The 26,299-nt window shown below is 45.1% G+C and carries 19 protein-coding genes, 2 tRNA genes and 1 pseudogene; 18 read left to right on the top strand and 4 right to left on the bottom strand.

All coding sequences use genetic code 11. The features are described 5' to 3' along the window. The first annotated feature begins 15 nt into the window (after positions 1-15). The 4 genes from dnaJ (at position 16) to SAPGRDRAFT_RS04555 (ending at position 3,396) form a co-directional block, all read left to right on the top strand. The gene (dnaJ, locus tag SAPGRDRAFT_RS04570) at positions 16-1,197 is read left to right on the top strand and encodes a molecular chaperone DnaJ (RefSeq protein ID WP_002657563.1); all 1,182 of its coding nucleotides are present in this window, start codon (positions 16-18) and stop codon (positions 1,195-1,197) included. A gap of 80 nt (positions 1,198-1,277) precedes the next feature. Next, positions 1,278-1,353: transfer RNA gene (locus SAPGRDRAFT_RS04565), tRNA-Pro, on the top strand. A 91-nt stretch (positions 1,354-1,444) separates the two neighbouring features. After that, the gene (locus SAPGRDRAFT_RS04560) at positions 1,445-2,725 is read left to right on the top strand and encodes an AAA family ATPase (RefSeq protein WP_002657562.1); all 1,281 of its coding nucleotides are present in this window, start codon (positions 1,445-1,447) and stop codon (positions 2,723-2,725) included. After that, complete coding sequence (locus SAPGRDRAFT_RS04555) at positions 2,722-3,396, top strand: HNH endonuclease signature motif containing protein (protein WP_002657561.1); 675 nt, start codon at positions 2,722-2,724, stop codon at positions 3,394-3,396. The genes SAPGRDRAFT_RS04560 and SAPGRDRAFT_RS04555 overlap by 4 nt, the downstream gene beginning before the upstream one ends. 51 nt (positions 3,397-3,447) lie before the next feature. Here SAPGRDRAFT_RS04555 and SAPGRDRAFT_RS04550 read toward each other — a convergent pair. The 3 genes and pseudogenes from SAPGRDRAFT_RS04550 to SAPGRDRAFT_RS04540 all read right to left on the bottom strand — a co-directional run. Next, a pseudogene (locus SAPGRDRAFT_RS04550) lies at positions 3,448-4,110 on the bottom strand (DUF3387 domain-containing protein); the annotation flags it as partial. 122 nt (positions 4,111-4,232) lie between these two features. Beyond that, complete coding sequence (locus SAPGRDRAFT_RS04545; RefSeq protein ID WP_002657560.1) at positions 4,233-5,192, bottom strand: BsuBI/PstI family type II restriction endonuclease; 960 nt, start codon at positions 5,190-5,192, stop codon at positions 4,233-4,235. Further along, positions 5,193-6,701, bottom strand: a complete 1,509-nt coding sequence (locus tag SAPGRDRAFT_RS04540; protein ID WP_002657559.1) for an Eco57I restriction-modification methylase domain-containing protein — start codon at positions 6,699-6,701, stop codon at positions 5,193-5,195. It abuts the gene before it with no gap. Between the two features lie 835 nt (positions 6,702-7,536). Between SAPGRDRAFT_RS04540 and SAPGRDRAFT_RS04535 the strand changes: the two genes are divergently transcribed. From SAPGRDRAFT_RS04535 to sppA, 13 genes are all read left to right on the top strand, one after another. Further along, positions 7,537-8,607 carry a DUF262 domain-containing protein gene (locus SAPGRDRAFT_RS04535; RefSeq protein WP_216593845.1) on the top strand — a complete coding sequence of 357 codons (1,071 nt, stop codon included), beginning with the start codon at positions 7,537-7,539 and terminating at the stop codon, positions 8,605-8,607. A 23-nt stretch (positions 8,608-8,630) separates the two neighbouring features. Further along, entirely contained in the window at positions 8,631-9,332 is a 702-nt protein-coding gene (locus SAPGRDRAFT_RS04530) for an MAE_28990/MAE_18760 family HEPN-like nuclease (protein ID WP_002657556.1), read from the top strand. A gap of 126 nt (positions 9,333-9,458) precedes the next feature. Beyond that, positions 9,459-10,082 carry an outer membrane beta-barrel protein gene (locus SAPGRDRAFT_RS04525; RefSeq protein ID WP_002657554.1) on the top strand — a complete coding sequence of 208 codons (624 nt, stop codon included), beginning with the start codon at positions 9,459-9,461 and terminating at the stop codon, positions 10,080-10,082. Between the two features lie 9 nt (positions 10,083-10,091). Continuing rightward, complete coding sequence (locus SAPGRDRAFT_RS04520) at positions 10,092-11,747, top strand: capsule assembly Wzi family protein (RefSeq protein ID WP_002657553.1); 1,656 nt, start codon at positions 10,092-10,094, stop codon at positions 11,745-11,747. 401 nt (positions 11,748-12,148) lie between these two features. After that, complete coding sequence (gene hppD, locus SAPGRDRAFT_RS04510; RefSeq protein WP_002657552.1) at positions 12,149-13,243, top strand: 4-hydroxyphenylpyruvate dioxygenase; 1,095 nt, start codon at positions 12,149-12,151, stop codon at positions 13,241-13,243. A 453-nt stretch (positions 13,244-13,696) separates the two neighbouring features. Then, positions 13,697-13,783 (top strand) — tRNA-Ser (locus SAPGRDRAFT_RS04505). 146 nt (positions 13,784-13,929) lie between these two features. After that, a complete protein-coding gene (locus SAPGRDRAFT_RS04500) occupies positions 13,930-14,814 on the top strand; it encodes a MotA/TolQ/ExbB proton channel family protein (protein WP_002657550.1) in 885 nt (294 codons plus the stop codon). Positions 14,815-14,854: 40 nt separating this feature from the next. Beyond that, complete coding sequence (locus SAPGRDRAFT_RS04495) at positions 14,855-15,337, top strand: hypothetical protein (RefSeq protein ID WP_002657549.1); 483 nt, start codon at positions 14,855-14,857, stop codon at positions 15,335-15,337. An 18-nt stretch (positions 15,338-15,355) separates the two neighbouring features. Further along, positions 15,356-15,889 carry an ExbD/TolR family protein gene (locus tag SAPGRDRAFT_RS04490; protein WP_002657547.1) on the top strand — a complete coding sequence of 178 codons (534 nt, stop codon included), beginning with the start codon at positions 15,356-15,358 and terminating at the stop codon, positions 15,887-15,889. Between the two features lie 18 nt (positions 15,890-15,907). Next, positions 15,908-16,375, top strand: a complete 468-nt coding sequence (locus SAPGRDRAFT_RS04485) for an ExbD/TolR family protein (RefSeq protein WP_002657545.1) — start codon at positions 15,908-15,910, stop codon at positions 16,373-16,375. Positions 16,376-16,490: 115 nt separating this feature from the next. Next, a complete protein-coding gene (locus SAPGRDRAFT_RS04480; RefSeq protein WP_002657543.1) occupies positions 16,491-18,896 on the top strand; it encodes a YfhO family protein in 2,406 nt (801 codons plus the stop codon). Positions 18,897-19,096: 200 nt separating this feature from the next. Further along, positions 19,097-19,873 (top strand): enoyl-CoA hydratase/isomerase family protein, encoded by a 777-nt coding sequence (locus SAPGRDRAFT_RS04475; protein ID WP_002657542.1) that lies wholly within the window; start codon positions 19,097-19,099, stop codon positions 19,871-19,873. A 368-nt stretch (positions 19,874-20,241) separates the two neighbouring features. Further along, entirely contained in the window at positions 20,242-22,056 is a 1,815-nt protein-coding gene (sppA, locus tag SAPGRDRAFT_RS04465) for a signal peptide peptidase SppA (RefSeq protein WP_002657540.1), read from the top strand. A 136-nt stretch (positions 22,057-22,192) separates the two neighbouring features. On the opposite strand, the gene SAPGRDRAFT_RS04460 is transcribed toward sppA, so the two are convergent. After that, positions 22,193-23,176: a hypothetical protein gene (locus tag SAPGRDRAFT_RS04460; RefSeq protein ID WP_002657538.1), complete on the bottom strand. Its 984-nt coding sequence runs from the start codon at positions 23,174-23,176 to the stop codon at positions 22,193-22,195. Positions 23,177-23,998: 822 nt separating this feature from the next. Here SAPGRDRAFT_RS04460 and SAPGRDRAFT_RS04455 point away from each other — a divergent pair. Then, on the top strand, positions 23,999-26,296 hold the full coding sequence (locus SAPGRDRAFT_RS04455) for a RelA/SpoT family protein (protein ID WP_002657536.1): 2,298 nt from the start codon (positions 23,999-24,001) through the stop codon (positions 26,294-26,296). Positions 26,297-26,299 lie beyond the last annotated feature (3 nt).

Raw genomic sequence — 26,299 nt, 5'->3', positions numbered from 1 at the left:
AGAAGATAAAGAGTCATGGCGCAGAAAAGAGATTATTATGAAGTGTTGGGCGTAGATCGGAATGTGGAAAAGGCGCAACTCAAAAAGGCCTATCGCAAGGTGGCCATGAAGTACCACCCAGACCGCAACCCCGATAACCCCGAGGCAGAAGAAAAATTTAAGGAGGCAGCCGAAGCCTATGAGGTGCTCAATGATGACCAAAAGCGGGCAGCTTATGATCGTTATGGGCATGCTGGCGTGAATCAGGGTGCTGGACCTGGCGGTGCGGGTGGCTTCTCTATGGAAGATATTTTCTCTCAGTTTAGCGACATCTTTGGCGGTGGCGGCGGCGGAGGAGGTTTCGACTTCTTCGGTCAGCAGCAAGGAGGCCGTGGCCGTAGGGCTGCAGGTGGCCAAAAGGGCTCTAATCTTCGTATTCGGGTTGGCCTTACCTTAGAAGAAATTGCCAAGGGCGCCAAAAAGAAGATTAAGGTTAAGAAGTACGTCAGTTGTGCCAGCTGTGGCGGTTCTGGGGCCAAAGATAGCAACTCCATCAAGACCTGTGGTACTTGTAATGGCAGCGGCTATGTGCGTCGGGTGCAAAACACCTTTTTGGGCCAAATGCAAACCACCGTGGCTTGTCCCCAATGTAATGGTTCTGGAAAAAGCATTACCAGCAAATGTACTAGTTGTGGTGGTGAGGGCCGTACTTATGGCGAAGAAACCCTAGAAATTGACATTCCTGCTGGTGTATCGGAAGGCCTACAGCTTTCTATGCATGGCAAAGGGAATGCGGGCATGAACGGTGGTCCTGCTGGCGATCTGCTCATCAATATCCAAGAAAAGGAGCATGAGCTCTTTGCTCGAGATGGCAATAATATTCATTATGAGCTAGACGTCAATTTTGCCGATTTGGTCTTAGGTACCGCTGTGGAGGTGCCCACCCTAACGGGCAAGGTCAAGGTGACCTTACCTGCGGGTACCGAGGGCGGCAAGGTCTTTCGTCTAAGAGGCAAGGGCCTCCCTTCTCTAAGAGGATATGGCCAGGGCGATCAGCTCATTCATGTCAAGGTTTGGGTGCCTAAAAATGTATCTTCGGATGAGCGCCGCGCTTTAGAAAAAATACGCGACAGCAAAAATTTTATTCCCAATGCCAAGGAAAAAGGCGGTAGAAAGGGCTTTTTGGACCGTCTCCGGGATGTTTTTGGAGGGAATTAAAAAAAATAATCGCTAGAAGTTTGGATCTAAAAAATATTGCCCTATATTTGTGACCACAAACAACAACGCTACTAGCGAATCGGGATGTAGCTCAGTTGGTAGAGTACTCGTCTGGGGGGCGAGTGGTCGCTGGTTCAAGTCCAGTCATCCCGACCAAAAGCTGAATAACTTTAGAGTTATTCAGCTTTTTTTTTGTGTTTTTATGTACTTTAGTTGATGGACTTCTTCATTTTAAATCTTCGGCATAATGAGAATTAGGGAACTTGAAATTTATAATTTTAGAGGGTTTGAACAGTTAAAGCTCAAATTAGACCCCCACTTTAATATCATTGTTGGGAATAATGGAAGTGGTAAGACCGCTATCTTAGAAGCATTGACAGTAGCTATGGGGTCTTATTTCTTAGGGATTAGAAATACGGATAGCCGACATATTCTAAATAAAGATATTCACATCAAAACTTTTGAACACAATGAAGAGTATGTCTTTCCTGTTGTTGTGCGTGCTCGTGGAGAGGTTCAGGGAGTTTCGGTTGATTGGGCAAGAAGTTTAAAGGGAAGAAAAAATAGAACGACCTCTAGAGGAGCTTCTAGCATCAAGCGGATTGCTACTGAAGCAGAAAATCAAGTAAGAACAGGGCAAAATGTAGAATTGCCCCTGCTTGTCTATTATGCGACAGGTCGTCTTTTTGATTTGGCACAAAAAAATAAATCGACAACAACAAAGCAAATTAGCAGCAGATTTAGAGCTTATGATCGTTGTCTAGAAGCAAAGTCTACACACAACCAATTTCAAAAGTGGTTTAAAGCTAAAGAAATATCAATTATCCAAAAAAGACAAGAAGACCTTAGCTTTAACTTAGTTAAAAAGGCAATTGTAGAAAATGTGCCCGACTGTAAGGACTTGTACTATGAGTTTGATCCTGATAAACCAGAAGGACTCAAAATGCTGTTAGAGGATGAACGAATTCTATCTTTTAATGCACTTAGTGATGGTAGCCGAAACTTTCTAGCTATTATGGCTGATTTAGCCCATAAATGTGTTACCCTAAACCCTCAACTACAAGAAGAAGCACTTAAAGAAACAAAGGGAATTGTCTTGATTGACGAACTAGATTTACATCTGCATCCAGAATGGCAACGGAGAATGATTAAGGCCCTCAAATCTACTTTCCCAAATTTACAGTTTGTTGTGAGTACGCATTCGCCCTTCCTTATTCAAGAAGCTGCCGAAAACGAACTGATTAAACTAAAAAATAATCAAGCAACTATTGGCTCTGCTAACCATCTGTCTATAGAGGATATTGCAGAAGAAATTCAAGATGTGGAAAACCCTCAATGGAGCAAAAGCCGGCAATATATGTTTGAGCAAGCAACTGCTTATTATAAAGCAGTTAAAGAGGGCAGAGCCACCCCCGAAATGAAAGCAGAGCTGGACAAGGCCATGAAACCTTTTGCTAAAGACACTGCCTTTTATGCAATCTTAGAACAAGAACGCATCATTCAAGAGAGCCAAAAAGGAAAGGAATGAGAACCGTAGAAAAAGGAATTGCGCCAAATGTCTATCAAAAATACGGAGATGCTAAACATGATTTGGCTGGCCGAATTGGCTACTATTGCTCTTATTGCGAAATGTCTGTTCACAATATGCTGGAAGTAGAGCATGTTCATCCGAGGGCTAATGGTGGAGCGGACTTAGATTGGGATAATTTTCTACTTTCCTGCAAATATTGTAATACCATAAAATCTAGTCGCAATCTTAACCGAATAGGTTATTTATGGCCCGATCAAGATAATACAGATTTGGCTTTTGAGTATAACTCAGCTAATGAAGTAAGCGTAAAGACAGGGCTTACTGGAACCTTAGCTCAGGCCGCAGAAAATACCATTCATCTAATGGGCTTGGATCGTTTACCTGGACATGCAGCCCCAACTCCTGCAGACACAAGATGGCGCTCTAGACAAGAAGCTTGGGACAAAGCCAATCGAAGCTTGAATAATTGGAGACGAGCCCCTATCCCCGAAATGGCAGCGCAAATTGCCCTTAGCGCACTAGAAAGTCATTATTCTGTCTGGATGACTGTCTTTGAGGGAATCCCTGATGTTCTTGCCGCTATTGATCTTGAGTATGGACGTTTTGGACTATTTAAAGATAGGGATGCCGCCGGAAATCGTGTAATTCGTACTAATGGGCAGATTTAAATGCTAAAGCAAAAGCCGCTTGGGGTATTACTCTACCCCAAGCGGCTCGCCCTACTGCCAAAACTCCGCTAGTAACTCTGCCTGTGCCAAGACGGTTTCCGTAGCCAATTTCTGCAAATCGGGTGGATAGCCATATTTGCGCAAGGTCCGCTTGACAATTACTTTGAGCTTTTTACGAACCGATTGCTTGACCTGCCAGTCAATACTCGCACTGGCCCGTACCTTATCTACTAGTACGCGGGCCAATTTGAGCAGCACCTCATCCCCCAATAATTCTTTGGCGCTTTTGTTCTGGGCTACCGCATCATAAAAGGCCAACTCATCTTTGCTTAAGCCCATATTCTCCCCCCGCTGGTCCGCAGCCCGAATATCCTTTGCATGCTGAATCAATTCCTCTAAAATGTCAGCAGTGCTAATGAGCTTGTTCTGATAGCGCTGTATACTGCTCTCTAACATATCCATTAAGCTCTTACTTTGAACCAAATTGAATTTGGAACGAACAACGATCTCATCCCGCAAAAGCTTTTTGAGCACTTCTACCGCTAGATTGCGCTGCTTCATCCCCCGCATCTCTTCCAGAAATTCCTCATTCAAGATGGAGATTTCGGGCTTTTTTATCCCCGCCGCATCAAAGATGTCGACGACCTGCTCGGAGACAATGGCCTGATTGACGACCTGCTTGATGGCAGACTCGACCTCGTAGTTTTGGCCCCCATATAAAGTATGCAAAGTGGTTGCAGAATCAGGACGGGACAGAATTGAAGTTTGACATAACCACTAGAATAAGCAACGGATGATAGTGACAGCTCGGCTCCCTTGTCTAGGGCCAAGATTTTTTATGTTTTATAAGGCCCTAAAAACTTATCTCCATTAAAATGAATCAGGTGTCCAGGATTATTAGCAATCCAAACTTCTGTTTCCCAAGCAATATCTGCAGTATATTTCCGCATACTAGCTCGATCAGGAAAGGCGGTAACATAAATAAGTTCAGCTTTAGAATCCGCAAAGAGTTGGCTGAGCTCTAAATAGCGTTTTCCATCTATAGGACCATGACTGGTGACAGACTCGATTAAAAAGAGCCAGTTTTTTTCTTCCCAATACAGTACAACATCCGGCAGTTGTCCTTTTTCGTTTAGTTGTATACCCAATTGAACAAAATCTCTTTTTAAGAAAAGATCATTTTTAGCTCCCGTATCGCCTATGTATAAAACTTTCGCTCCAGGTGCAAAGCGAGCTCCAAATTCTTTAATAATTTCTTTGATCAGTTGACTGTGGGCACCAGGACTTAAATAGTGTTCAACGCCTTCTGCTAGATCCACTGGAATCATCTCCATATCCCTAGCTTTAGCATACTCTGCTGCTAGTGTTTTTTGCTGTTCTAAATAATTTTCCAGCTCCTGTTCCCACTGATTTGTATTGTAAAGAGTAAGTAGTTTCTTTAGTTCGGCTGCAATTTGATAACAAGCTTTTGGACTATTAACAGGACGATCCGGTTTATCTGGATTATATAAGCAGACACCAGCAGCTTTAAATTGGTGTAGACTCTGCCTGCGAATAGTTTCACGGGTATTCGGTTGATATTCTTTCTTATAGTGTTCTTTCATCCAATCCATAATAGGCGTTACCCCTATTAAAGGTGCTTTTAAGTTTTTCCAGTTGCCATCAGGTCTGAGGTCAAGCAAGGCCAAGAGGGTTAAGGCGGAACGCTCATTTTGTTGTTGAGAGGGCAAGCCTAGGCTTTTTAATATTTCAATGGCCTGCTTTATTTTTTCTTGAATATGTTTTGTTAAGTCCATTTATAAAAGTTCTTCTATCCGTTGATCAATTTCATTTTGTGTAAGGGGAATATTTGCTCCAGCACCTAAAGCTAGGAGCTGTTTTTTATTGGGATAAGGGATATTTCTTAGATCGGTAGCATTCACCTGAGTATGTCCACTAAAGAGGCGAAAGAAAGCATCTAAGAGGCTAGAATTGAGGTATACAAATAGTCCTAGAGCTATAGCTTTATCGAAACCATTTTTTTTATAATTAAAGACATTTAGTTTATTCTCAAACCCGATATAATCGCCTTTTAGCCCACCATCATAAAAGCTTGCATGGATGCGCCTTTTTTCTTCTTTAGAACTGAATCTACGGACTAAAACAAAGCAATCTTCATTTTTCCATAACCAACGTTTAGAGTCAGCTGAAATTTTGATGGCATTAGGTTTTTTAGAAACCTTAGGCCAGTTGACTTTTCCATTGAGATGGATAGGATAGAGTAGTGGAACCGCTCCTTCTTCGATGTTTTCTAGGAGGTCTTTTTTTAATCGAAAGTCAACCACAGGGCCCGTAGAAACTTCTAATTCCAAATCTTTTAGTCTGGTTTTAAAGTTTTTCATTTTATCAAAAATGAGTTGATCCTTTTCTGTAGGAGCGATATAAATAAACTTTTCCTCATCTTCCAGCTGTACGATTCGGTCAAAGTCTAAATCTCTAAGGAGTTGTTGATCATGCTGAATGCGTCCATCTTTTTCTGATTTATAAAACTGAGCATCTGGACTAGAGCTGACGAGGACTTTGCCTTGTTTTTTCCCTTTTATGAGGTGAATGATGATGTTTTCTTGAAGTACGCCATCATCAGAAAATGCATCTGTTCTACTATCAAATACATGAATGCGCTGGATGCTACTATCTTTTAGTATTTTTTCTCGGAATGCTTTATAGTATGGACCATTGCAAAAGGAGCGTGGAATGATCGCAACCAATTCACCACCTTCTTTAAGGAGGTCTAATGCCAAGGCCATAAAACCACTGTATAGGTTCACAGTTTCGATTCCTGCATAGCTCATGGCTTTTCGGTGTTCTCCTTTACTCTTTATTTTTTTGTAAGGCGGATTCATGATGATATGGCTAAAGAGTGGGGGGTGACCATTTCCGACTTTCTTGCTCATCTCCAGTACAAAGTCATCATTTAAAAATTTACTCTGGATGGGAATGTTTTGGGCTTCTAGTTGTTCCTGGAATAATTTCAAACTGCTATTGATGTGTTGGCTCATAGAGCGATCATTGTCATAAGCTATTATGTCAAGCTTTTGAAGTTTAGATCTTTTTAGCGATTCATCTATGAATGCTGCAGTTAATGAGCCTAGTCCGCAACCAGGATCTAGTAGTTGAATATTGCCTTCCATTTTCTCAAATAGAGAGGCCATGAAAACGGCTACTGGCATAGGGGTGAAGTATTGACCTTGTTTGGCTCTTTTCTTTTTGTCTATGCTTGTGTTGATTTCTTGGCGTAATTTATCTACTTGGATTGTGAGCTGCACTATGGATAGTTTTTATTTGTCTAGTCTACAAGATAGGGCTTTTCAGATTAAATGTCCGGTTTTAGTATAGAGAATAGAGCAACTTTTAGGCTTGAAAGTTATTTAAAAAGGCTGGTGCCTGTGTCTAGGTAAGTGGTTTGTTATTTTAATAACAAGAGTTTGTAATACAGTTGGTTGAGTGGGGCTGTGTTGTCCTCCAGTCATCCCGACCAAAAGCTGAATAACTTTAGAGTTATTCAGCTTTTTTTTTGTGTTTATTGGGATGTTTTGGGGCCTCCGCTGCGGCTTCGCCTTGCGGCGCTACGCTTCAGGGCTCGCAGGTCTGCTCGGCCCTTCGTCGCTCCGCTCCTCGGTCTGCGGCTGCGCCGCCCCCCTCCACATCGCTAGGCCTGCGGCCCTTTGGGCCTGTAGGATGTATATATATACCTGTAGGTTAAAACCCGCAGGACCTGAAAACAAAACCTAATTTGCTCAACCCTAAAGAAGTTGGGTTCATTTTCTTGTTTCCTGAATAGCTTCAGGAGTAGAAAAGCGAACAAGGACTTTAGTCCGTCAGTTCGCTCAGTCAATAACCCTGGGCTTCAGCCCAGGGCTATAAGAGTCTGTTTAAAACTTTGTCTTTTCCCTTTCCTGCGCCTAGGCGCAGAAAAGGCAAAACCATCAATAAAAAATAGCCCCCGCCTTTCTTATTATTAGTTTTTGTTGGAAAAAAGTACAAAACACCCTATATTCAACTATTGGAGAAACTAAAAAATAAGTTATGGCTCAGCAAATAAGAGAAGAAGATTTAGAACAACAAGTAGCTAATAAACGGAGTGAAATATCTAGAGAAAGGATGAATATTTCTTTTGGGGAGCTGGTTAATATGTATCGCGATAACGAACTAATCATCCGACCAGAATACCAGCGTTTATACCGTTGGACGGAGGACCAGAAAACCGCCTTGATTGAGTCAATCTTATTGGCTATTCCTATTCCCCCTATTTTTGTGCTAGAAGTAGAAGATGGTCGCTGGGAAATCATTGATGGTTTGCAGCGGACAGCAACCATTATTTCTTTTTTAGGGAAGTTGTCAGAAGCTAAAAACTATTCAATAACACCTCGTTTAGAGGATGAGGATGAAGGTGAGGAGCATGTAACTGAGGGAGGGATGAATAAATGGAAGTTAGCTAAGGCTATTTTATTACCCGCTTTAGAAGGTTATGGTTTTTATGACTTACCCCGAAAGTTGCAGTTGAATATTAAACGAGCAGTCTGCCGAGTAGAAATATTAAGGTCGTATACTGGCAAGGTGATGAGATTTGAGTTGTTTAAGCGCTTAAACTCAGGCGGAAGTAAGTTGAAACCACAAGAAATTAGGAATGCTATTTTTCGGACAGAGGATAATGGCGTAAGGGTAGCGGATATGCTCTTAGAGTTAAGCCAGAAGGATAGCTTTTTGCGTCTAGTTGGAAACCAGTTGTCTGCTGCTGAAAAGCAAGAATTGTATAATCAAGAGTTGGTCTTAAGGTTTTTAGCTTACTCTAATGGTAGGCATCAGTCTATTAGCGATAAAATGGAGGTTTTCTTAGATAACTTTATGCAAAAGCTCTCAAAAAACCCATCCTTTGAGAAGGAGCCTTTTGTATCAAATTTTGAAAAGGTGTTTAATCTTTTGTTGGAATTAGGGGATGAGAATATTTTTAAAAATCAGGGAGGCCAATTTACTCCTGCTTTATTTGATGGTATTTGTATAGGCCTAGAGCAAAACTTTGAACGCTTTGTAGATGACTATGATGCCCTAAGAAGAAAAATAGAGGAATTAAAAGAAGATGCAGTGTTTAGACAGGCCTCAGGCTCTGCTTCAAATTCTAGAAGTCGAACAAGAAATCGTTTGACAAGAGCAGTCTCTTTATTTAGCGAGTGATAGCATTTAGAAATAATAAACAAATGACAATAGACGATTTTAAGCAAACGACTGAAAACTTACTAGATAATTATTTGGAGCTATTTAGAGAAATTGAAGATATTTCATTTATTAAGCCTACTAGGGGAGCGTTCAAAGAAGTTCAGCAAAATATACTTTCTCAGCAATCTATAGCTATGCTTTATGCTGCTTGGGAAGGTTTTTTTCAAAATTTACTTGCAGAATATATTTCCTTCTTAAATCAAGAGATGATAAGAGCGAAGGTGGAATTATTTGATCTTTTAGATAGCATTATTGTCCGTCATCTTGAAGATCAGGTTAGCCAATTGGTTAATTCTCCTCAAAAAATAACTCAGAAAATTAGATTCTACCAAAAATTTGAAACTACTGTTACAGAGAACCCAATTAAGTTAAACACGATAATTAACACAAATAGTAATTTGGGATTTAAGGTCATGAATGATCGCTTGATTTTATTTGGTATTGAAAAGTTTTCAAAGGTCCATGAAGGTTTATCAGGAGCCCAACATTTTTTGGAAAGAGACCTAAAGAGTTTGTTAGACAGTCGAAATCGTATAGCACATGGAGCTGGGTCACTTACAGCTTCTAAAATCGATCAGAAAGACTATAACGACTACAAGCTATTATTAGGTGATTTAATGGCTGAAATAATTGAAAGAATGCTTGTAGCACTTAATAATAAAACATATTTAAAAAGCCCGTAACAAACGGTCTATAGGGAAGAGCCTATAGACCGTTTCTATTTTCCAAAATGATAAAAAACAGCCCCCGCCTTCCCAATCCCCTAAAAGCGCAGTATTTTGAGCCCTTCACATTAAATAAAATGTATTATGCGACTTAATATCTTATGCTTTCTTGCCTTATGGATTGGAGCGCTACAGCTTCAGGCGCAGTCTTCAGATTATCAGAATCGCTTTTCGGCTAGTATTATTGCTGGAATAAATATGGCCCAAATAGATGGCGATGATGCCGCAGGCTATACTAAGCCCGGCCTAAACCTTGGCGCCAGAGGAACGGCCCGTTTGGCGCCCATTTGGGACCTAGGCGTAGAGATTCTTTTCTCTCAGCAAGGCAGCCAGTCTCCCTCTCTTCAGGGGGCGCCTCGCAACTTCTACCTACACCTCAATAATATAGAGGTGCCGGTCCTTATCTTACTCAAAGATTGGGAAATTACTACAGAAGATGGCAAGGATAGCTACCACCGTATGCAGTTTGGGGCAGGCCTCTCCTATAATCGCATCCTCAATGCCACCGTAGAAGTCAATGGGCAGGATGATCCCGCCGTAATTGATAACTTCCGCAAGGATTATGTTATGATTGTGGCCGACCTGACCTTTTACTTTACCAAAAATTGGGGCCTCAATGCTCGCTGGCAAAGAGCCCCCATGAATATCCGTAAGGACACTTATTTTAATCCCTATATGTTTAGCCTGCGGGCCATCTTTACGCTCTAATTCGTTTTCATGAAAACGCTCATTTATTTTCTGCCCTTGCTGCTTTCGGCTAATCTTTGGGCCCAAACTAGCCAATATAGCCCCCTGCAGGGCCCTTCAGATGATTATCTGGACCGAGCACAGACCCTTGCCCCACAATTAGAAGGACCACATAGCAGTCTGCGGCCCTTTTTGCGCAGCGATCTGCGCAAACTAGCCAGCCAAAGTCCAGACTCTAGCTATCTTTTAGCCGATAATGCCCTTTGGGATAGCCTGGCCCCCGCAGCCAAAAGTTTTTGGTCGCATTTCTACAGACAAAAGGCCAATCTATATGCCTTGCAAGCTGGCGATTTCTATTTTTCGGTCAATCCCTTATTGCATCTGCAAGCCGGAGGAGAGCGCCTAGAAGATGGAAGCCAAAACCTGCTTTTCCTCAACCGTAGAGGCTTGCGCCTAGAGGGCGATATTGCTAAACGGCTGTTTTTTTCTACCACTTTAACCGAAAATCAAGCGGCTTATTCCACCCATATCCAAAAGCGAATTAGCCAGTTTGGGGCGGTGCCCGGAGCGGGCTTTTATAAGGTATATGACAGCCAACTAACCGATGCGCCAGAAGATGGAGTAGATTATCTTCTGGCCCAGGGACATATTGGGGTTCAGCTCATGCCCTATATCTCGGCCCGCTTGGGCCATGGCCGCCATTTTATTGGCGATGGGCACCGCTCTTTGCTTCTGTCCGATTTCTCGAACAACTATTTTTATCTGCAACTAGATACTCGCATTTGGCGCTTGCATTACCGCAATATCTTTGCAGAATTGACGCAGGATCATGCGCCCATAGCCAATGGGCTCTATCCCAAAAAGTATTTGGCAGCGCATTATCTAGACCTCAAACTGAGCAAAAACCTACAAATCGGCTTGTTTGAGGCCATCGTTTTCGGTCGAGAGCAAGGATTTGAGTTGCAATATCTCAATCCCCTTATTTTTTATCGGGCAGTAGAGCAGGGCCTGGGCAGCCCAGATAATGCCATGCTGGGCCTCAATTTCCGCTGGGATTTTCTGCGGCGCTTTGCTTTTTATGGACAAGTGGTCATTGATGAGTTTGTATTTTCAGAGGTCTTCCGTTCACCTTCTGCGGCCAATGGTGGCTGGTGGGCCAACAAACAGGGCCTGCAATTGGGCCTCAAATACCGAAATCTAGCCAATATCAATCATCTAGATCTGCAATTGGAGTTTAATACGGTTCGTCCCTATACCTATACCTTTAGAGATAGCTCGGCAAGTTATACGCATTATAATCAGCCTTTGGCCCATCCACTAGGGGCCAACTTTAGAGAGTTTTTGGCCATTATTCGCTATCAACCGATGCCCAAACTACAGCTTCGGGCCCAATGTACTTATGCCTTTTATGGGCAGGATAGCAGCGGCAGCAACTGGGGCAGCAATATCCACCTTTCTTATATTACTAGAGAACAGGAATATGGCAACCAAATAGGGCAGGGGCTGGCCACGCATTTATTATATCTGGACCTATTGGGCAGCTATCAGCTGCGCCACAATTTATTTGTAGACCTGGGCCTATCTTTCCGCCAAGAAAAAATAACTGGCCTAACAGAAAGCCCGCAGGCGCTTTGGGGCCGCCTAGGCTTGCGTTGGAATATGCTAGAGCGAGGACAAGATTTTTAGGTCCTACAGGCCCGAAGGGCCGCAGGCAATAGCCAGATTTAAACGCACTCACTTTTATAGTTTGCAGCAATTTCCCGCTAGTCGGCCCTATTTTTCTCGGCCATAGCGAAGGCTATGCCCTTAAAAAATAGCTGGCCTAGCAGAAAATTCATAGCAAACTATGGCCAAAGCAGCGCGATTAAATCTGGCTGAGGGATGGAAAGTGGGGCGGCGAAGCCGCAGACCCAGGGGCTGAAGCGAAGCGAAAGCCCCGCAGGGCCGAGCAGACCTGCGAGCCACGACACAGCCCGACCCGACCGAAGGAAGGGGCAGCCCCAAAAAACAGTAAAAAGCGCTAAAAATTCCTTAAGTTTAGGCGCTAAACAGCAAGATCATCTAAATACGTTAAAAAAAACAGTAACATGAACCAAGATGCAATGCCCCTATTGGGGACCGATCATGTGGAGTTTTATGTGGGAAATGCCAAGCAATCGGCCCACTATTATCAAACGGCTTTTGGCTATAAGTTGGTCGCTTATAGAGGTTTGGAGACTGGCGATAAGGAGCTTTGCACCTATGTATTGGAGCAGGGCAAAATCCGCTTGCTTTTAACTTCGGCCCTAGTACCCGATCATCCTGTAGCGGAGCATGTGAAAAAGCATGGCGATGGGGTGAAAACTTTGGCCCTTTGGGTAGATGATGCAGAAAATGCCTATAAAGTGGCCCTAGAAAGAGGGGCAAAATCGGCTTTTGAGCCTAAAACCTTGAGCGATGAAGAGGGCGAAGTGAAGCTGGCCGGTATTTATACTTATGGCGAAACCGTGCACACTTTTGTCGAGCGCAAAAATTATAAGGGCGCATTTATGCCGGGCTATATGGCCAAAGAAAGCCCCATGAAAACCCAGTCTGTCGGCCTAAAATATATTGATCATTGTGTGGGCAATGTCGGTTGGGGCGAGATGAATAAATGGGTAGAATATTACCAAAAAGTGATGGGCTTTAACCTCCTGATTACCTTTGATGATAAGGATATTTCTACCGACTATACGGCCCTAATGAGTAAGGTGGTTTCTAATGGAAATGGCTATGTGAAGTTCCCAATTAATGAGCCCGCAGAAGGCCGCAAAAAGTCGCAAATTGAGGAGTACATTGACTTTTATCAGGGCGGCGGCGTACAACATATTGCCGTAGCCACAGAAAATATCATCGAGACCGTTAGTCAGTTGAGAGCCAATGGGGTAGACTTCCTTTATGTGCCCGATAATTACTATGATACGGTCTTGGACCGAGTAGGCAAAATTGAAGAGGATTTGGAAGAGTTGAAAAAACTCAATATTTTGATCGACCGAGATGAAGATGGCTATTTGCTACAGATTTTTACCAAGCCGGTACAGGATCGCCCCACCGTTTTCTATGAAATTATTCAGCGTTGTGGCGCCCAATCTTTTGGCAAAGGAAACTTCAAGGCCTTGTTTGAAGCCATCGAGCGGGAGCAAGAGCTAAGAGGAACCCTTTAAGATGATAATTTGGAGTAGGTCGTTTTTGTTTTGGGGCTGCCCCTCCCTTTGGTCGGGTCGGGCTGTGTCAGGGCTCGCAGGTCTGCTCGGCCCTTCGCAAAACTTCGCTAGCGCTCGTTTTGCTTGGTCTGGCCTGCGGCCCCCCTTTTCCATCCCTCAGCCGTCGGGCCTTTGGCCCTCCCTAAACGCAAGGAGCTACTCCAAATCAGTTTTTTTAGAAAAAAAAGAGGGCCGCACACCCCTTTTTTAAAAAGAGGCGTCTATAAAACAAAGATTGGCCCAAAAGGCTAAGGATAAAAGAAAATTAGGCGGCTCCTGAAAATGAAGGAAATAAGGCAAAATGAAAGCTAAAAAAAGGCGCTTGTTAATTTAGGCTTAAAAAAAATTTTGTTTTATAACTTTATTTTACAAATTTTGTGCGGTTCCAAAAGCCCAAGGGCCAAGGAAGTAACAGGAGAGGTGCCGGAGCGGTCGAACGGGCACGCCTGGAAAGCGTGTGTGCCTTTACGGGTACCGCGGGTTCGAATCCCGCCCTCTCCGCTAATTTTCGAGCGCCTGAAGCAATTTAGGCGCTCAAATTTTCAACTACACTTTAACTTTACAGCTGCTTTCTAAGAAGTAATTTCTTGCTTCTTGGCAAAGACGAAAAGTAATTTTCCGAAAAACTGTTAAATCGCACATCTATTATGAAAAGATTGTTTGCTTTGTTGCTTGTGCTTGTTTTGGGAGCAACGATTTCAACCACGGCGCTTTATGCCCAAGATCCTCCCGCTGCAGACGGCGACCCTACTGAACAAGTAGAAGAGGGAACTCCAGAAGATGGAGCCGACCCCGCTGCGACTCCTGAAGAAACTCCAGAAGCCGCCCCAGAAGAAGAATCTGGCGCTGATGTAGAAACTGCAGATGCTGAAACAGAAAAAGTAACCTTCTACCAGCAAATTAAGAAATACTATATCGATGGAGGTTGGGAATTCATGACCTTCGTATTGGTTTGTTTGATCCTTGGTTTGGCTGTAGCTATTGAGCGTATTATCACGCTTAGCTTGGCCACCATCAACACCAAAAAGTTGTTGACCAAAATTGAGGAGCATGTTCGCACCAACGATATTTCTGGCGCTCATGAGCTTTGCAAAGCTACTCCTGGCCCTACCGCCGAAGTACTCGGAGAAGGCCTCCGCCGCGTAGATAACGGCCTAGACGCTGTAGAAAAAGCCATCGTTTCTAACGGTAGCGTACAAATGGGCCTCCTAGAAAAAGGCTTGGTTTGGTTGGCGCTATTTATCGCTCTCGCTCCTATGTTGGGCTTTATGGGTACGGTAATCGGTATGATCTCAGCCTTTGATGCGATCGAAGCCGCCGGTGATATCCGCCCCTCTGATGTAGCAGGTGGTATTAAAGTAGCCCTTTTGACTACCGTATTTGGTCTGATCACAGCGATTATCCTACAGATTTTCTACAACTTGATTACCAACAAAGTAGACTCTCTATCTAACAAAATGGAAGATGCTACAATCTCTATGATTGATATCCTCCTAGATAACGGCTACAACAATAATGGCAAAGAAGCCTAATTGATTTTCTCCATTCACATCCAAAAATCAGAAATGCCTTATGAACGGTGCATATCAGTTTTTGAAAAAGCATGGGGTGACAATTAGCTTCTCTTTAGGTGCCCTATTGTCTCTCATCTCTATCTTCGCGATCGTTGGAGGCTTTCCAGAACAAGCAGATAAGCCTACGCTTTATGCTTCAGGAATCTTCAACCCTGCGCTAAATATTACTTATCTACTCATTTTTATTTGTGCTATTGTCGCTGTTGTAGGCCCTGTCCTATACATGGCGTTCAATATCAAAGAATCAATCAAGTTCCTAGCTACCGCCGGAGCAATGCTGGTTGTTTTCTTTGTCACCAAAGCAATGGGTACTACTCCCACTGCCGAAGAATTGGTCGTCTTTCAAGGAAACCATAACCACCACCTAGAAGGTGCCGATGTCGCTTTTGTCGATGGCCTCCTCCTGTTCGCCGTGGTCATGATCTTCCTCAGTATCGCTGCCTGGGTCTTCTCCGCAGTTTGGGATACTATTAAATCATAATCATAGAAATCAAGAATTATGGCTGAAAGACAAATCCCAGAAATCAACGCAGGCTCTATGGCCGATATCGCCTTCCTGCTCTTGGTTTTCTTCCTCGTTACTACAACTATTCAAACGGATTCTGGACTACAGGTAACCCTGCCCCAATGGGTAGATGAACCCCTAGATCCTCAGGATAAAAACTCTCGTAACGTACTAGAAGTGGTCATCAATGGAGCCAATCAGCTTGCTGTAGAAGGAGAGCCCGGCTTTCCCGTAGAAAGCCTTAAGGAAAAAGCTATCCGTTTTATCACCAACAATGGTTCTGACCCCACTATGTCAGATAACCCCAAAGCAGCAGTGATCTCGCTGCAAAATGATGATGGAACCGATTACTCTACCTACCTAGGCGTCTACAACGAACTAGAAGCTGCCTATAATGCCATTTGGGAGTCAGAAGCCCAGCGCCGCTTTGGCCGCCCATACCAAACTCTAGAAAAAGAGGACCGTATGGCTATCCGTGAGGATTATCCCAAGTTCCTCTCTGAAGCGGAGCCCACTCGATTTGATTAAATCTTAAACCACTAGACCATGTCTAAATTTAAGAAGAATAAAAAGAAGGATGCCCCAGGTATCACCACCGCCTCTTTACCCGATATCGTTTTTATGTTGCTCTGTTTCTTTATGGTAGTAACAAAAATGCGTGATGCAGATGTAAAGGTGCGAGTCAGAATTCCTCAAGCTACCGAACTACAAAAGCTAGAGAAGAAATCTATGGTGAGCCATATCTTCATCGGTCCTCCTTCTCCCGTTTATCAAGCTCAGTTTGGTTCGGCTCCTAAGATCCAACTCAACGATGCTTTCGCTAAACCAGAAGATATCATGCAGTTTGTCAATGTGGAACGCTCGGCCATTAACCCCGAACGCCACAACGAAATGACTTGTGCCATGAAAATTGATGGGGAAGTGAAAATGGGACTCATCACCGATGTAAAAACAGAACTGCGTAAAGCTAACTTCCGCCGAGTAAGTTATTTGGCGAATAAGCGCGCACAATAGTTATAACAAGCAATCTTTTCTATAGGCTCTTCTCTTCCCTGAGAAGGGCCTTTTTTAGTCAATTTTAGCCCAACAGAAGCCCCTAGTATAAAAGGCTTCCCTAATTCTTCGCCTTATGCCCTCTTCGCTTATTCCCCAAAAATGGCTGCCCCATAAAACCTATATCTTTCTGGGCCTGACGACTATCTTGCTTCTGCTGGCCTTTAGCGCTTTTCTCTTTGGCCCAAATCTTTTTCTCTTTAAAGATATTGGAAGCGATACGCTCAATGTGTTTTATCCCCAACTCCATCATGTAGCCGACTATCTCCAAAAAGAGGGGCTCCCTACTTGGTCTTTCCAACAAGGAATGGGACAAAATATTCTTCCCCTCAGCCTAGGCGACCCCTTCCAATGGCCCCTCTATCTCCTCGGCCCAAAACAATTGGCCTATGGTATCGCTTGGATGGAAGCACTCAAGCTGCTTTTGGCCGCTTTCTTTTTCTTTCGCTTCTTAGGCTATAGACAGTTGGCCCCCCTGGCCCAAATGACGGGCGGACTAGCCTTCGCTTTCTCTGGCTTTCTGCTCATCGGCGCAGGCTGGTATGTCTTCAGTACGCAAGCCGTTTTTATGGCGCTCTGCCTCTGGGGCTTCGAGCGCTTGCTGGCCAAACAAAAAGGAGAGACTTTCGGCCTTTCGGTCTTTTTCTTGGCCCTCAATATGCCAGTGGATCTCTATATTATTGGCCTTTTTGTAGGCGTTTATAGCGTTTTTCGCCTCTTGGAGTTGGGGGAGAAAGACAAAAAAGCCATTATCCAACTCTACCTTTGGCTAATGATCTGGGGAGCCGTTGGCCTACTCATGAGCTCGGTCCTCCTAATTAGTACTATTGACCAAATTCTCAATAGCCCCAGACTGGGCGGAGAATCCGCATTTTTTACCCAATTGATGCAGGAAGACCTCGGCAGTACCCAAAAGGCAGAGGCCCTGACGATCCTTGGCCGACTCTTTTCTCCCAACTTTTTCTTCGGCGCGGCCTACGAACAGTTGCCCAATGGCCAAAATGTTCTGACCTATAAGGGTTGGAATAATTACCTAGAGGCGCCTAGCCTCTATATCGCTCTCCCTTTGCTCTTGCTCTTGCCCCAAGCACTCTTTTTCCAAAAGGGCAAGCAACGCTACCTGAGCTTGGCCGCCTTGGTTTTACTCTTGCTCCCGCTTTTTATTCCCTTTTTCCGATATAGCATTTGGCTGTACGCAGGTAATTATTACCGCATTTACTCGCTTTTTGTGGCCACGGGCTTGCTGCTTCTGGCCCTAAAGGGACTCTCTAAGCTGTTGCAGGGGGCCAAGCCGAATATTTGGCTGCTCATTTTTAGCCTTGTCTTTTGGGCAGCTCTGCTCTATGTTCCTTTTCTATCGGCCAAAGAGGTACAGGTCGATCAGCCTTTGCAGAATCTGCTCTTTATCTTTTTGCTGGGGGGCGCGCTAGCCATTGCAGCCCTAGCCGTTGAAAAATATCGCTTGCAGGCCTTTGGTTTTCTGGCCCTGCTCTTTTTGGCCGAGCTGGTTTTCTCGGCTAAGCAGGTGTATAGCAACGACCGCCAAATGCTCAGCAAAGAAGAATGGTCCAAAAACATAGGCTACCAAGATGAAAGTATGGCCGCTTTGGCCAAAATTGAAGCCCAAGACTCCGGCTTTTATCGCATAGAGAAGATGTATAGTTCTAGCCCCGCTATGCACAATGGCCTCAATGATGCCAAGGTCCAAAACTTCAAGGGCTCCTCCTCTTATCACTCCTTCAACCAAAAGAATTATATCCGCTTTTTGGCCAAAACAGCAGTGATTGATCCCAAAGACGAAAATCAGACCCGCTGGGCTCCCGGCATTCGCCAACGGCCTTTGTTGCAGGTCCTTGCCAGCAGCAAGTATTGGCTGGCTAAGGAACCCCTCAATCCTTTCTTTTATGTTTTGCAAGATAGTGTGGGGCCAGTCAAGATCTGGAAGAATAGTATGTTTCTTCCGCTAGGCTTTGCTTACGATACAAAATGCTCCGAAGAGCGCTGGGAGGCTCTGCCCAAGGATAATCAATCAATTAGACAACAGATGGCTTTGCTCAAAACTTTGGTCTTGGCCAAAGAGGATTTGCCCGTCTTTGCCGCCCTGCAAGATAACCCCTTGACTGATCTCAACCCTCAGGCCTATGGCCCAAATGAACTAGGCCAAGATATCGCTAACCGAAGCGGCCAAGTCGTTAGCTGGAGTAAGCTGGACCAAAAGCATCTCCAAGGCGAAATAGCACTGAAAAAGCCAGTAGCGATCTTTCTCTCCATTCCTTTCGATCCCAATTGGCAACTAGTCGTCAATGGAGAAACACAGTCACTTTATCGAGCCCAGCTAGGCTTTATGGCTTTTCTGCTGCCTTCTGGCGAACACCAAATCGAATTGCAGTTTTCGCCCCCTTATTGGCAGCCCAGCCTCTTGGGGAGTTTGCTCGGCTTTCTTATCTTTGGGGGCCTGCTGTTCTGGCAAAGAAAGCAATAGCTTTCTGTTTGGGGCCTCCGCCTCGCTACGCTCGTCGGCGCTACGTTTCGGGGCTCGCAAGTCTGCTCGGCCCTGCGGCGGCTAGGCCGCCTAGGTCTGGCCCTTCGGGCCACCCCTGCACATCGCTAGGCCGGCTCGCTGCGCTCGCCTCTAGACGCAGCACAATAGAAAAATATCCATTTGATCAATCAGATATCATTATGACTTATCAGAATCTTTTGGCCGTTGAAGAAAACGGCATTATTACACTAACTATCAATCGCCCTAAAGCACTCAATGCCCTCAATCAACAAACCTTGAAGGAGCTCAAGCAGTTTTTTGGCCAAGATGCCCTAGCCGTAGAAGGCCTTAAAGGGGTGGTCCTTACGGGAGCAGGCCCCAAGTCTTTTGTGGCCGGTGCCGATATTAGCGAGTTTACTGGACTAGACGCTCAGGCTGGTCTAGAGATGGCCCAACATGGCCAAGATATTTTCTTTTTGATTGAAGAGTTTAAGGTTCCTGTAGTCGCTGCTGTCAATGGTTTTGCCTTGGGCGGTGGCTGTGAGCTGGCCATGGCTTGCCACCTTCGTGTGGCTAGCGAGAAGGCCCGATTTGGCCAACCCGAAGTAAACCTGGGCATTATCCCCGGCTATGGCGGTACCCAACGCTTGATCCAATACTTGGGCAAAACCAAAGCCATCGAATTACTCATGACCGGCGATATGATTAAGGCCGAAGAGGCCTACCGCCTCGGCTTGCTGAATTATGTCACGCCCGCAGGAGAGGAGCTCGCTAAGGCCAAAGAACTCCTAGAGAAGATTGCTACTAAAGCCCCTATCGCTATCCAAAAAGTGATTGAATGTGTCAATAGCCACTTTAGCAAGGGCGGCTTTGAGAAGGAAGTGATCGAGTTTGCCAATGCCGTGAATACCGAAGACTTTAAGGAAGGGGCCTCGGCTTTCTTGGAGAAACGTGCGCCCAATTTTAAAGGGAACTAAGTTTTGTCCGAAATATCTGTGGGGCTGTCGACTTTTAGGGGCAGCCCTTTTTTTGTCCCAAAAACTTTAGCTATTTTCTCTAAGGAATTGGGCAAGGCGGCACCTTTGGTCCAAAGAGGCGGCGAAGCCGCCGATATGGCGGGCCCTAGCCCGCCATCTTTGCGAATAGCGCAAAGCGCTATGCCGCTTGGCTGCGGCTTTAGCCGCAGAGGCTGAGGGATGGATAGCAGTGGCCGAAGGCCAGACCCAGCGGGCGCAGCCCGCGCAGGGCCGAGCGAAGAGCGAGCTGCGACACAGCCCGACCCGCCCGCAGGGCGGGGCAGCCCCAAATCATCAGAAATAAAACATATCTAATAAATCAATCACCTATGAAGAATTTTATCCGTGAGTTTTTTGCTTCCTGCTTCGGGACCATTGTCGGTCTTTTTGGTTTGGGGGCTATTGTATTGACTATTGTGCTGCTCAACCAACCAGGAGATCCTGAGGTAGAGGAAAACAGCATCTTGAAGCTAGATTTTGGGGCTGCTGTTCCAGAATTGAGTAATAATTTGGACAAAAGTGGGTCCACCGACCTAGAAAGCCTCTTTGCCGAGAATGTAGGCCTAGCCGACCTTTTGGAGTTGATTGCCATGGCTAAGGAGGACCCCAATATCAAGGGGATTTACCTTTCTCCCAAGAGCAGCCCCGGTGGTTTTGCTAGCATGAAAAAGGTCCGTGAAGCCCTAGCCGATTTTCAGGCCTCTGGTAAGTTTGTCTTGGGCTATGCCAATAGCTATTCGCAGTCTACTTACTACCTGGCTTCTGCCTCAGATAAGTTGTATCTGCATCCTATGGGCGGCATCGATTTCATGGGCTTTGGGGGACAAATTATGTACTATAAGGGCCTAATGGATAAGCTGGGCGTGAAAGCACAGATCTATTATGCAGGGAAATTTAAGAGCGCTACCGAGCCTTTCCGCAGAACGGATATGAGCGAGGCGAACCGCAAACAAGTGCGGGAGTACCTCAATGGGGCCTATATGCAGTATTTGGAGGTCATTGGCGAGAGCCGTGGCATCTCTGCCGATAGTCTATTTCAATTGGCCAATCAGGCTAAGATTCGCAATGCCAATGCTGCCCTAGAATACGGTATGGTAGATGCCCTGAAGTATAAGGATGAAGTTATTAAGGAGTTGCGTGAGTTAGTGGGGATTCAGGATGACAAAGAGGCCAAACTGAAGTTTGTGGGTCTTTCTGGCTACTATGATGTGAAGAAAAAGGCCTTGCGGGAACGCTCTGCGGGCTCCGATAAAGTAGCCGTAATCTTTGCAGAAGGAAGCATCGTTGATGGCGAAGGCGATCGCGGGAGTATTGGGGGCGAGTTCTATGCCCGCACTATCCGCAAAATCCGTGAAGATGATAAGGTGAAAGCCATTGTTTTGCGAGTAAATTCTGGTGGGGGCTCTGCCTTTGCCTCTGAGGTCATCTGGAGAGAAATTGAGTTGGCCAAAGAACAGGGCATTAAGGTCGTGACCTCTATGGGAGATGTGGCAGCTTCGGGCGGCTATTATATTGCCTCTAACTCGGATAAAATCTTTGCCGAAAGCAATACCATTACGGGTTCAATTGGGGTATTCGGTATGATTCCCAATATGCGCGGCCTCTATGAAGAGAAATTGGGCTTGAGCATGGATACCGTAAAAACGGGCAAGTTCTCGATCATGAGTCGGGATATGGGCCAATATTACGCCTTCAATGAAGAGGAGGGGGCCATCATTACCCAATCTATTGAGGAGATTTATGACTTGTTCAAAAACCGAGTGAGTGAGGGCCGTGGCCTCAAGCGCGCCCATGTAGATAGCATTGCTCAGGGCCGTGTATGGCTGGGCACTGCCGCTCTAGAAGTTGGATTGGTCGATAGCCTTGCGGGCCTAGATGCCGCTATTACAGAGGCTGCCGCCTTGGCCAATTTGGGCGAAAGCTATGATGCCGTGCATTACCCCAAGATCAAAAACTTTGAAGAAGAGCTGATGGAAAGCTTGACCGGGGGCAAAAAAGTTGATTTCTCGCCCACCGAATGGCAGAAAAATCAATTGCTTCAAGATCTAGATCCCGAGCTTTTGATTTGGATGAAGCAGGTCAAAGACTTGCGAAGTATGCAAGGACCACAAATGCGCTTGCCTTTTGAATTAAAGCTAGATTAAAGCAATAGGACCACAATAAGTAGCGGCCTAGGAGCATCTCTCCTAGGCCGCTTTCTTTTTGGGCTAGCTCTAGGGCCAAGGACCAAAACAAAGAAAAAGCCATCCATAGTCTTGGATGGCTTTTCTGTTGCTAGGCCTAGCTAGGCAGTAGCTCAATCTCGACAAGGCTGTCTTGGCGGCTAGGATTCTCTAGCATAATAAGGCGATGGCCAAGCGGGACAATCAATTCGACGCTTTGGTTGGGCTGCAACTCATACTGTTGGCCTGGGCTATCGCTAGAATTAACCAAGAAGTAGTACAAGACGGGCTCTCCGCTAATATGCTGCAAACGCAAACGCTCGCCACCAATAAGTAGACCCTCTAGTTGCTGCTGGCTGCTGCCAGGACTCAGGGCCACTTCAAAGTTGCTAAAGTTGTCGTTTTCTTCTTCTTGCTCTTGGCTGCTATTTCGGCTACGGCGGAAATACTTGAGCTCATAAAAGTTATCTACCCGCTTGGGCGTACGATAATAATGGGCCAATAGGCGAGCAAAAGCACCATAAAGTACAATAGCAAGCTCTTCACGCTTGGCTTCCAAATCATCTACATTGTCATCGTTATTGCCTTCTACTCCCTGCTGCTGGCCACGAAGATCATCTAGCTGCTGGCCAAAGGCAAGTACACGAGCCCCCAAGCCCTGAAGCTGCGGATCGGCGCTCAACAAATCTCCCAAGGTCATAACTGCCTCAATGCGCATATCATAGGTCCCTTTTTGGAAGGGCTCTCGTCCGTAGGGAAGAAATAGACGGTAGTCATTGGTAGTAATATCATAGGTCATCTGAATTTCAACGTCCCAGCGGCGAATTTCAACGCCAGACAATTGGGCAATTAGATCTTCAAATGCTGCTGTCTTCTGATGATAATCTCTTTTCTCTACCGTATTCTTACGATACTGAAGAAGAAAGTCCTCATAGGCAGGGAGGATAAAGTTCAAGATGTCTTGAATGACAGGATCGCTGCTGGCTTTTTCTGTCAATTTGTGAACATGATCCTTCGCTAAAAGGTACATCTTCTTTTTGTTTTCTTTGGTGGTCGTATAGACGAAATTTTCCGTCTTGATCCATCCAGTAGTTTCTACCATTTCACTGTGTTTATTAGTTTGTAAATAAGATAACGTTATAAATATAGGTAAACGATTTTATAAGGTCAAGTCTTTTGCAGAAAAAAACACAACTTTTTTAACTTTTGTTGTTTACGTAGAAAATTTAAGGCTGTTTTTATGGTCGTTACTGAAGTGAAGACTGTAGATGATGATCTAAGGATTCAGACGGCTGTGGGGAATCCCCCCGCTTAAATGTAACGATCCAGACAGCTAGGGGGAATCCCCGGAGTCAAATGTAACGATCCAGATGCCTCTGGGGGATCCCCGGAGTCAAATGTAACGATCCAGATGCCTCTGGGGGATCCCCGGAGCTAAATGTAATGATCCAGACGCCTCTGGGGAATCCCTGGAGTCAAATGTAACGATCCAGATGCCTCTGGGGAATCCCCGGAGTCAAATGTAACGATCCAGATGGCTCCGGCGCCACGCCAGAGTCAAATGTAACGATCCAGATGCCTCTGGCGCCTTGTTTTTAGTCTAAGGGTTGCTGCTTAGCTGATAAGAAAAGCTTCCTGCTTTATTCATCTATTGACTTAGGGGCAAAAAAGCAGCGTTTTGTGTTTCTTTTACACATATAATATATAGTGATGCAGACAATAGCTTAAAAAAGTTTGGAAAAGCAAGGGCTTCTCTCTAAATTTCTTTTTTGTTGTTGTGCTCTGCTTAGCTTATAGGTTAGGGCAGGGGCATTCCTTTCTGATATGGGAAGATTTTCTATTGGAGGGGGAAAGCAAAAGAGCAAGCGGTGGCCAAGTATCAAATTTTTGGATAAGTAGGGCCCTGTACAAAAAGAATAATACTATGGTAGACTATATAGAAGAAAAGCTGGCGCCTTTAAATTTGCCAGATCCAACCACGGACCTTAATGCTGCTGAAGAAAAAGAAGTTTATGCGGCCTTTGAGCATTTGCTAGGCAGCCTGCGGATGGACTACCCCCCGGAGGAAGAAAGAGAAATGCGTCTAGCGTTTACCTTAGCTTTTCGGGCGCATGCGGGCCAAAGACGAAAGTCGGGAGAGCCTTATATTCTGCATCCCATAGAGGTGGCTCGTATTTGTGCCGATGAGTTGGGCTTGGCGCCTCGTTCTATTAAAGCGGCGCTTATGCATGATGTGGTAGAAGACACGGAGGTTAGTTTGGCTCAAATTCGCTTATTGTTTGGCCAAAAGGTAAGTTCTATTGTAGATGGCTTGACCAAATTTTCGGGCATTGCCAATGCCAATAATGTACAGGGCGATAAGATGAGTAGCCCACAGGCCGAAAACTTCAAAAAGATCCTCTTAACTATTGCCAAGGATGTGCGGGTGGTCCTAATTAAGATGGCGGACCGCCTACATAATATGCGGACCCTAGGCTCTATGCCTCATCATAAGCAGCTAAAGATTGCTTCAGAAACTTCTTATATCTATGCGCCTTTGGCCCACCGTCTGGGTTTCTACTCCATAAAGACGGAAATGGAAGACTTGGTCATGAAAATCATTGAGCCTGCAGAGTACCAAGATATTGTCAAGAAATTACAAGAAACTAAGGACGAGCGAGAGGCTTATATAGAGGATTTTATTGCTCCTGTTCGTAAGGCCGTAGAAGCTGCAGGCTATAAAGCTCGCATTTTTGGCCGGGCCAAATCCATTTTTTCTATTAACAACAAGCTCAAGAAGAAACAACTGGCCTTTGAGGAGATATATGATTTCTTTGCTATTCGGATTGTTTTAGACTTACCCATTGAAAGAGAAAAGGCCGCCTGTTGGAATGTTTATTCTATCATTACCGATTATTATACCCCCGTGCCCGAACGCCTAAAAGATTGGGTATCTATGCCAAAGACCAATGGCTATGAATCTTTGCACACAACGGTTATGGGACCAAAGGGCCGCTTTGTCGAGGTGCAAATTCGTTCTGAGCGGATGGATGAGATTGCCGAAATGGGTTTTGCGGCACATTGGAAATACAAGGGCGTTAAATCCAGCCAAAGCAGTACCTTTGAGCGCTGGCTGACCAAAGCCCGAGAAATGCTAGAGAATCCAGAAACCAATGCCATTGAGTTTCTAAATAGCTTTAAGTCTAACCTTTTTTCTGAGGAGGTTTATGTATTTACGCCCAAGGGAGACCTTCGCTTTTTCCCTAAAGGAGCCACGGCCCTAGATTTTGCCTTTGATATTCACTCGGAAGTGGGCTATCATTGTAAGGCGGTCAAGGTGGCCGAAAAGATTGTTCCCCTTAGCTATCGCCTACGAAATGGCGATCAATTGAGGGTAGTGACTAGCCCCAACCAAAAGCCCACAGAGGGCTGGCTAAAGATGGTGGAGACTGGACGGGCCAGGCATAAGATCCGTCAGGCGCTTAGAGAGGAGCGCATGAAGTTGGGGGCCTTGGGCAAAGAAACTTTAGAGCGCAAACTGAAAACACTCAAGCTAGATGCCGATGAGAACATAGATGTGCTGGTCAAATACTATGGCCTAGAGAATCGCCCAGCCCTTTATTATGGCATTTATCAGGGGCAGTATAACTTAAATGAGATTAAGCTGTTGCGGCAAGAGCAGGGCAAGCTGTTTCCAGAGTTGGCCGATACGCCTAAGGAGGAAATTGCACAGATGGAAAAGCCCAAGGGCCCAAGATTACGTCCCTTGGCTAGTCGAAAGCAGTTTAAGAAGCCCAAATTGATGGTAGATGGCGAAGATGCCAGCAGTTATACCTACTCTTTGGCCACTTGCTGCAATCCTGTTATGGGCGATGATATTTTTGCTTATGTGACTTCTAAGCATAGCTTAAAAATTCATCGGACCACCTGCCCCAATGCCGAGCATATGCAGGCCACCTATGGCTATCGGATTAAAAAGGCAGAATGGGTAGAGTCTAGCGAAACTTCTTTTGTGGCCGATCTCTTGATTACGGGCATGGATGATATGGGGGTCGTGCAGCAGTTGTCGAACATTATTACTAATAAGTTGGGCGTGAATATGCGTTCGTTTTCTATGGAGGGCCTAGAGGGGCATTTTGAGGGGCGGATTAGTTTGATGGTGCAAAATAAGGACCAGCTCAAGCAGATTATTATGTCGATTAAGAACTTGGATGCGGTCAATACGGTAGCCAGAATTGAGTAAGCG

The sequence above is a fragment of the Saprospira grandis DSM 2844 genome (assembly GCF_000275825.1).
Taxonomy (GTDB): Bacteria; Bacteroidota; Bacteroidia; order Chitinophagales; family Saprospiraceae; genus Saprospira; species Saprospira grandis_A.
The sequence above is the reverse complement of the archived record's forward strand: the minus strand, read 5'-3'. Positions and strand labels throughout refer to the sequence as shown.